The organism is Acinetobacter sp. UBA6720 (assembly GCF_002454215.1).
Lineage (GTDB): Bacteria > Pseudomonadota > Gammaproteobacteria > Pseudomonadales > Moraxellaceae > Acinetobacter.
In genome coordinates this window covers 1-8,325 of record NZ_DKIK01000092.1, presented here as the reverse complement: position 1 = coordinate 8,325, position 8,325 = coordinate 1, and the positions used below count along the sequence as shown (strand labels likewise).

Sequence of the window (8,325 nt, the reverse complement as noted above, 5' to 3'; positions counted from 1 at the left end):
CTACGGCGCATTCGTTGATCTTGGCGGTATTGATGGTCTTCTTCACATCACTGACATGGCTTGGAAACGTATCAAGCATCCATCAGAAGTGGTTGAAGTTGGTCAAGAAGTTACTGTTAAAGTACTTAAATTTGACAAAGAACGTAACCGCGTATCTTTAGGTCTTAAGCAATTAGGCGAAGATCCATGGTTGGCGATCATGAGCCGTTATCCTAAAGGTTCTATCGTTAAAGCTCGCGTAACTAACTTAACTGACTACGGCTGTTTTGCAGAAATCGCTGAAGGCGTTGAAGGTTTAGTACACGTTTCTGAAATGGACCACACAAACAAAAACATCCACCCATCTAAAGTTGTTCAGATTGGTGATGAAGTTGATGTTATGGTTCTTGAAGTTGACGAAGAACGTCGTCGTATTTCTCTTGGTATCAAACAAACTCGTGCTAACCCATGGGAAGAGTTTGCTAAGAACCACGACAAAGGTGAAAAGGTTTCAGGTACTATCAAGTCAATCACTGACTTCGGTATCTTCATCGGTTTACCAGGCGGTATTGATGGTCTAGTTCACTTGTCTGATATTTCTTGGAACGAACAAGGTGAAGAAGCGATTCGTCGTTACAAGAAAGGTGATACTGTTGAAGCGGTTATCCTTTCTGTAGATGCTGAAGGCAACCGTATCAGCCTTGGTATCAAACAAATGAACAGCGATCCGTTCAACGATTTCTTAGCTGCTAACGAACGCGGTGCGCTTGTTAAAGGTACTGTAACTGCTGTTGACGCTCGTGGCGCAACTGTTAAGTTAGCTGACGAAGTTGAAGCGACTCTTAAAGCATCTGAAATCAATCGCGACCGCGTTGAAGATGCAACTAAGTTCCTTGAAGTTGGTCAAGAAGTTGAAGCTAAAATCATCAACGTAGATCGTAAATCTCGCTCTATCAACTTGTCTATCAAAGCGAAAGACGAAGCTGAAGAGAAAGAAGCAGTTGCTAACTTGAAGACAGCAGCTAACGGTCAAGACAATGGTCCTAAGACTATTGGTGATTTGATCAAAGCTCAAATGGGCAACTAAGTAGATGTTTAAATTGTATTGTTAATGTAAGTTAACTAATACTTTTTACACAAATACAATAAACGGTAGCGTAGTATTCACTTATTACGCTACCGTTTTGTATTTAAACAGGTTATTATCATTCTATCTACATGGTAGCTTGATAATTAAAGAGGTCGCAGATGACTACGGAAGCACTTAATAAGTCTGACTTAATAGAGCGTATTTCTCTAAAAAATCCACACTTAGCAGAGCCACTAGTGGAAGAAGCTGTTAAGATTATGATTGATCAAATGATTGCATCACTATCTTCTGATAGCCGTATTGAAATTCGTGGTTTTGGGAGTTTTGCACTTCACCATCGTGAGCCTCGTGTAGGTCGTAACCCTAAAACAGGTAAGTCGGTAGAGGTGGCTGCTAAAGCTGTTCCACATTTTAAACCAGGTAAAGCATTACGTGATGCAGTAAACGATTCTGCAGACTAATAAAATTTATCGGGGTGTTTATGCGTTACGTATTATTCGCATTATTAATTGTACTGTTTGGCTATTGTTTAGCTTTAGTACTGCAAAACGGAACTGAGCTTACTGTTGATCTGTTGTTTATACAGGTTCCAGCAATGCGTCTAGGTTTGTTGTTATTGTTAACAATGGCGCTAGGGATTGTTTTGGGTTTGTTGATTGGTGTTCAGGTATTTCGTGTATTCCAGAAAAGTTGGGAAATTAAGCGATTACGTAAAGATATTGATCACCTCCGTAAAGAACAAATTCATGCGGCGCAGTTGGCTGCTGCTGAAGCTGCAGCACATACAAGACATGAAAAAACGGTGTTAGATATCAATCCGAATGATCGTCCATCTACACCGCTTTGAGCCACAATATGAAGTAAGGTTTTTGTTTTACCAAATATTGAAGCTAGTTTGATTTAAACGCCTTTGGATATATGGCCAAAGGCGTTTTTTATTGTGCATTAATCTATTGATAATGATATAAAATTATATAAATAAAGAGCTTGGTTTGAATTTTGAATAGTTTTTAGAAAAAATAGTCTTGGTCGTTTTAGGCTTAATCCGTATAATGCCATAATTTTGTCAGTTTGAAGGGTCTCCTCATGAGTATTATCGTTGCCTTAGATGCAAAAAGTCATTATGACGCAATGACGATTGCTGGGCAATTAGACCCTCAATTATGCCGTGTGAAAGTTGGTAAAGAATTATTTACCCATGAAGGCTCATCTATCGTTAAAGCTTTACATCGTGAAGGCTTTGAAGTGTTCTTAGATTTAAAATTTCATGATATTCCAAATACCACTGCGCAAGCGGTGTGTGCTGCGGCAGAAATGGGCGTTTGGATGGTGAATGTCCATGCTTCAGGCGGCCGAAAAATGATGGAAACTTGTGTCGAACGTTTAAAAGCGGGAAATTATAATACCCAGCTCATTGCAGTAACGGTCCTGACTTCGATGGGTCGTGAAGATTTAGCCGATATCGGCCTCGATATTGAACCCTTTGAACAAGTCAAACGTTTAGCAAAATTGACCAAAGACAGTGGTTTAGATGGCGTAGTGTGTTCAGCACAAGAAGCAAAAATGTTACGTGAAACGCTTGGTTCAGAGTTCGCATTGGTAACTCCAGGTATTCGCCCTGAAGGTTCGAGTGCAGATGACCAAAAACGTATTGTAACGCCAAAGCAAGCCATGCTAGATGGCGCAACTCATTTAGTCATTGGTCGTCCAATTACGCAGTCTGCTAACCCATGTCAAACGCTTAAAGACATTCTAGCAACGCTCTAAATATAAAACTCTAAAAAGCCTTTCATTTGAAAGGCTTTTTTTATACATTCTTTTTTAAAAGAATCATTTGAGCTTAAGCTGATTATACCAAAGCAAAATACTGAATTACGCAGTGCGACTGTAAATGAAGCCGGATTTAAAAGAACAAGATGAAGACTCCACGTTCATCTGCTTGGGTATCAGCCATAGCTGTTGTTCAGCTATCAGCTAGGTGCAACAATGGTTGAGGCGGTGGATGATCTGGTGAAAAAAATTGATATAAGCTGAGTCAGTTTATTTTAAAAGATGAAAAGAGAAATGTTGAGTACAGCATCACACCTCATGTGAAGAGGCGTGATGATCGTGAGATGACTTATACTGCTGCCAAGACACTGACAACAATAGGCGCCAGCACAGACAAGATAAAACCGCTTACCATGGCATGTGGGATAAAATCATTTCCACACGCTTGTTTGACCATAGGTAGGGTAACATCCATGGCAGTAGCTCCTGCGGAGGATATGGCAGAGCGTGGATATCGCCAGCCAATAATGTACATGAACACAATTGCAAAGATTTCTCTAAACAGGTCGTTCATGAGGGCAATACTACCCAAATGTGCATTTTTTAATTCCGTGACCACAATCCCCGTCATCGAGTAGAAACCATAGCCTTGAGACAGCATAATTAGATCTTTTAATTGCAAATCAGGTACAAAATAAGCAGTCACAAATGCACCAATTAATGAACCAAGGATACAACCAAGTGGCACGAGCAGTATTTGCCAATTTAACCATGAGCGATCGAGTGGTGAATAGGCCAAATCAAGCCCAATGAGGAACATGAAAACCAAGAGTAAGTTCCATGTGCTGATATGAAGGGTATAGCCGAAACTTGATGATAGCTCTGCCAAAGCATAACCCAATCCTAATGCAATAAATGCATAACTGATATTGATTAAAGACTTAGTCACTAGACTCATGGACACTTTGCCATGACTTGGTTGATAACCTAAAAGTTTGAATAAGATATAGCAACAAACAAAAGCCCCGAGGCTGGTCATAACTGCTAAAAGAGCCGCATGATTAAGTATCTGCAAAGGTTGGGCAATGCTATGTAATGTGGTTGAGAATTCAACCGCAATTGCAATTAAGAGAATATAGGTAAAATAAGGCAGGATTTGAAACGCAAGTCGTTCAAGCCATTTGGGTAAACGACGCGCCAAAACAAATCCAAGTGCTAAACAAACCAAAAGCTGGAAAATCAACCAAAAAGATTGCATGTCAAATAAAGTGTGAAAAAATACTGACTTATTATGACCGCGATCTTAATTGATTGCTTGACTATCTTGCTTGGAATTTAAAAAACGATAGTCTGCAGGATTAACTTTTCGTGTTTTCAGCCAATATTTCCAGGTATAGGTAGGCCATAAAGAGAAATTTTTCCCGTCCTCTTGTTGATACCAACTCACACAGCCAGATTGCCAAATGGTATTGGTAAATTGACTTTGTAGATGTTGATTAAACTGATCTTGAGTATCTGCTTTCACAACGATTGCTTGAGATTGCGTTTTTTGTGTCATCTCGATGAGCTGTAAAATGTAATTCACTTGCGACTCAATCATAAAAATAACCGAGTTATGACCTAAGACTGTATTGGGCCCTAAAAGCTGGAATAAGTTAGGGAAGCCTTTGGTGTTAATCCCATAGTAACTTTCGGCGCCATTTTTCAATGCCTCTGTCAGCTCGATATGATTTAGTCCTGTACAGCTAAAAGATTTGAGGTAAATACGAGGGTCGGTCACAAAACCTGTGCCATAGATCAGGCAGTCAATTGCACGCTTTTTCCCATCTTGGGTGATGATACTGTCCTCAGTTAACTCCAAAATATCATCGGTAATCAATTCAACATTTTTACGGTTAAAGCTTGGATAATATTTGTTGGAGACCAATATTCGTTTACAACCCATAATATAGTTAGGAACTAATTTCTCCGCAGTCGCAGAATCTTTTACTTGATGGCGAATATAGGCTTCTGCTAGTTTTTGTGCATATTTCATGACCTGTGGTTTCATAATGGGAACTACACGAGATTCATTTGACCAATAAAGTCGGGCACGGTGAATTTTTCGGAACCAATCAAATCGATCAAACAGCCTTTTTTCAATCGGTAAATAACGACGTTCATCCCGAGGAATAACCCATGCAGCTGTCCTTTGTAGTACGTAAAGTTGTTTCACTTTTTCTGCAATTTCAGGAATATATTGAATCGCACTGCCGCCTGTGCCAATGGAAGCAACATTTTTATTGTTAAGGTCGTAATTATGATCCCACTGTGATGAATGGAAAACTTTGCCTGTAAATTTCTCAATGCCTGCAATATACGGGATTTGTGGTACATGCAATGGACCTGAGGCAAAAATCACAAATTGAGCAGTCAGTATTTCTGTTTGATTGAGTTTCAACTCCCAGATGCATTTATTTTCTAAGTAACGGGCTGAGCTGACTTCGGTATTAAAATGGATATAAGACTGCAATTGATGTTGAGTAGTCAGTGTTTGCATGTATTGATAAATTTCAGGTGCTTCAGCATAACGTTTAGACCAATCAGTCTTGGGTGAAAAAGATAGAGAATATAAGTGAGACTGCACATCGCAAGCAGCGCCTGGATATTGGTTCTCACGCCAAGTTCCGCCTATTTCACTGGCTTTTTCTAAAATGATAAAGTCTTGAATATTACTTTCTAACAGGCGAATCGCCATAGCTAAGCCACCAAAACCTGCGCCAATAATAGCGATCCGTGCATGAGGAGCGTTTAAGCTTGAATTTGCTGCCTGCATAAGAATTTCCTTTTTTGTTTTGATTGATTGTAGAGCAATGTTTAACAAGATCTATGATAGAGCTGACATTAAAATTGATAGATTCGGCAATTGTTGAGTGCTGGATGGTTGTAGTAAAACATAGCCCAATATTTTGCTTTTAATTGATTATGAAACGTTCTGTACTTGGCTTGATGTATTTGATTCAAGGAATGCGTAAAGCAGGAGTCGCAGTCGATCAAAAGTTACAAAGCATTGGTTTGCGTGTAGAGTCGCTTGATCCGAATGCGATCATCCATCCTGCTCTAGAGTGGGATATTTTGAAAATCATTGCAGAAGGTATTGAGCCTGAGCAGGGCTTGTTCATCGGTCAGCATTACGCTCTGGCAGGTTACGGTCCTTTACTCATGTTATTGATGACCAGCCCGACGACACACACAGCATTGGAACAGGGTATCCGCTATCAGAGTTTGACGCATTTAAGTGGCTTATTAGGTTTGAAAAAACAAAATGAGCAAGTGGCACTGTGTTATTTACCACGTGACTTGCAAACACCATTGGGACAGTTACGAGCACATTCTGAAATCGCGGGAACCTATAAGTTCCTACAAGATATTTATAAGATGATTGGGTTAGAGATGCCTGAGATTCGGATGACTTTACCTGTTGCACGACCTGAAGATGCGAAGAAGCTTGCGCTCTATCGGCAGGTTTATGGTCAGCAAGTGAGTTTTGGTACACAGCAGGCTGAATTTTGGTTTGATGAGCGTATGCTTAATATACCTATTCCTTCAGCAGATGCTATGACATTCAACGTGTATGCGGGTAAATGTCAGGCAGAATTGCAACGTTTGGAAGAAACCGCTGAACAGCCAAGTTTGATTCAACGTGTACAAGATTATTTGGAGTTGCAGCGGGGGTTACTACCGACTATGGCAGAAACAGCACAAGCGCTGAACTTGCCAGAGCGAACATTGAGGCACCAGTTGCAACAGTTAAATAGCAGTTATAAACAAATTCGTGAGCAATTAATGAAAGATCGTGCACTACATTTGATGGAATATCAGGAATATTCCATTGAAATGATTGCAGAGTTATTGGGCTATTCAGAGCCAGCAGCTTTCAATCATGCATTTAAGCGTTGGTTTGGTTATAGTCCACGACAATATGGGAAATAGCCTAAGCATAATCATGCCAAAGTGTTATAGATTAACTTTTCCACTCCGCTATAATTGATATAGCCTAAAAATAGTATTAAATGATATGTCAGATTTTAATTCACCTACCGCATTCAGCCCTTTATCTCCTGCCGAGCGTTATGCTCAAGCCTTAGCATCTGGACAGTTTATGCCCGATGACGCGCAAGCACAGGCCGTACACGAGTTGGATCGCGTTTGGCATGAATTAATTCAACGTTTTAAGGCATCAAAAAAGGCATTCCGTCGTTTCCGCCGTCAAACCTCTCCACGTGGTGTATATATGTGGGGTGGTGTAGGCCGGGGTAAAACATGGCTGATGGATCAGTTTTATGACTCAATTCCGTTTCGCCGTAAAACGCGCATGCACTTTCATCATTTTATGCAACACGTGCATCGTGAGCTCAACAAGCTTTCAGGTCAGCGTAATCCTTTAGATGCAGTTGCTGATCAAATTTATAAAGAAGCGGTGGTCATTTGTTTCGATGAGTTTTTCGTCTCGAATGTGACGGATGCCATGATTCTCAGTGATTTGTTCCAAAAGCTTTTTGCACGTGGCATTACCTTGGTGGCGACCTCAAACATTGCACCAGATGGTTTATATAAAAATGGCATTCACCGTGATCGTTTCATTCCAACCATTGAAATGGTGAAACAACAGTGTGTGATTTTAAATGTGGATGCGGGCGTGGACTACCGTTTACGTGTTTTAAAACAGGCGCAACTCTTTAAATCGCCTTTAACACATGAACACCAACGTTGGATCGCACAGCGTTTTAGCGCATTGACACAAACCCAAACCATTTCAGATGAGCCGATTATTATTAATAATCGTATTGTGGAAACGGTGGGACATACTGAAGATGTCTTATGGTGTGAGTATTCTGAGCTGTGTTTAAAACCACGGAGTCCTGCTGACTTTATTGAAATTGCAAATATTTATAATACGGTGTTGGTAAGCAATGTACCGCACTTAACAGACTATCTTTCTGAAGGGACACGTCGTTTTATTTATTTGGTCGATGAGTTTTATGACCGTGGGGTAAAACTGATTTTAACCTCAGAAGATACGATTATTGATTTGTACTCTGGTGATAAATTAGCCTTTGAAATTGAACGCACGCGTTCACGTTTATTGGAAATGCAATCAGATGATTACTTGAATGAAGCGCATCGACAAATACAAGCTGAAGCAAGTAAACAACAAGAAGAAATCTAAAAGTTAAAGCATCCGAAAGGATGCTTTTTTTATGTGCATTTTCATTGTTTATTTTATCGACTTTTTTTTATAAACATGGCTTAATCAGGGTTGAAAAACAGGGAGAATATTGGTTTTAAGTGTGAAATATAAGCAAAACTGCACTTAAGTCTAATTTCGACATTTCAAAAACTTAATAAACTATTAAAGAGCATTTTGTAAATTGATAGTGCTTGTGCTTTGAGCAGTATATTATTTGGTAGCTTTTTTACGGTATTAAATAAAAAATGATCACTAT

Annotated in this window: 8 protein-coding genes; 6 read left to right on the top strand and 2 right to left on the bottom strand. The window is 39.7% G+C overall.

Annotated features, from left to right (window positions below; all coding sequences use genetic code 11):
* From B4F08_RS08605 to pyrF, 4 genes are all read left to right on the top strand, one after another.
* On the top strand, positions 1-1,066 hold a 1,066-nt coding region (locus B4F08_RS08605), incomplete at its 5' end, for a 30S ribosomal protein S1 (protein WP_291374142.1).
* Positions 1,067-1,227: 161 nt separating this feature from the next.
* On the top strand, positions 1,228-1,530 hold the full coding sequence (locus B4F08_RS08600) for an integration host factor subunit beta (protein ID WP_086210128.1): 303 nt from the start codon (positions 1,228-1,230) through the stop codon (positions 1,528-1,530).
* Between the two features lie 20 nt (positions 1,531-1,550).
* Positions 1,551-1,916, top strand: coding sequence for a lipopolysaccharide assembly protein LapA domain-containing protein (locus tag B4F08_RS08595; protein WP_086210127.1), 366 nt, complete (start codon positions 1,551-1,553; stop codon positions 1,914-1,916).
* A 239-nt stretch (positions 1,917-2,155) separates the two neighbouring features.
* The gene (gene pyrF / locus B4F08_RS08590) at positions 2,156-2,836 is read left to right on the top strand and encodes an orotidine-5'-phosphate decarboxylase (RefSeq protein WP_086210126.1); all 681 of its coding nucleotides are present in this window, start codon (positions 2,156-2,158) and stop codon (positions 2,834-2,836) included.
* 352 nt (positions 2,837-3,188) lie between these two features.
* Here the strand turns inward: pyrF and B4F08_RS08585 are convergent, their stop codons facing one another.
* Positions 3,189-4,097 carry a lysine exporter LysO family protein gene (locus B4F08_RS08585; protein ID WP_291374141.1) on the bottom strand — a complete coding sequence of 303 codons (909 nt, stop codon included), beginning with the start codon at positions 4,095-4,097 and terminating at the stop codon, positions 3,189-3,191.
* A 45-nt stretch (positions 4,098-4,142) separates the two neighbouring features.
* Entirely contained in the window at positions 4,143-5,654 is a 1,512-nt protein-coding gene (locus B4F08_RS08580; RefSeq protein ID WP_291374140.1) for a flavin-containing monooxygenase, read from the bottom strand.
* Between the two features lie 149 nt (positions 5,655-5,803).
* Between B4F08_RS08580 and B4F08_RS08575 the strand changes: the two genes are divergently transcribed.
* Together B4F08_RS08575 and zapE are read left to right on the top strand one after the other, a co-directional pair.
* On the top strand, positions 5,804-6,811 hold the full coding sequence (locus tag B4F08_RS08575) for an AraC family transcriptional regulator (protein ID WP_086210122.1): 1,008 nt from the start codon (positions 5,804-5,806) through the stop codon (positions 6,809-6,811).
* 85 nt (positions 6,812-6,896) lie between these two features.
* Positions 6,897-8,048, top strand: a complete 1,152-nt coding sequence (gene zapE, locus B4F08_RS08570) for a cell division protein ZapE (RefSeq protein ID WP_086210121.1) — start codon at positions 6,897-6,899, stop codon at positions 8,046-8,048.
* Positions 8,049-8,325: the final 277 nt, after the last annotated feature.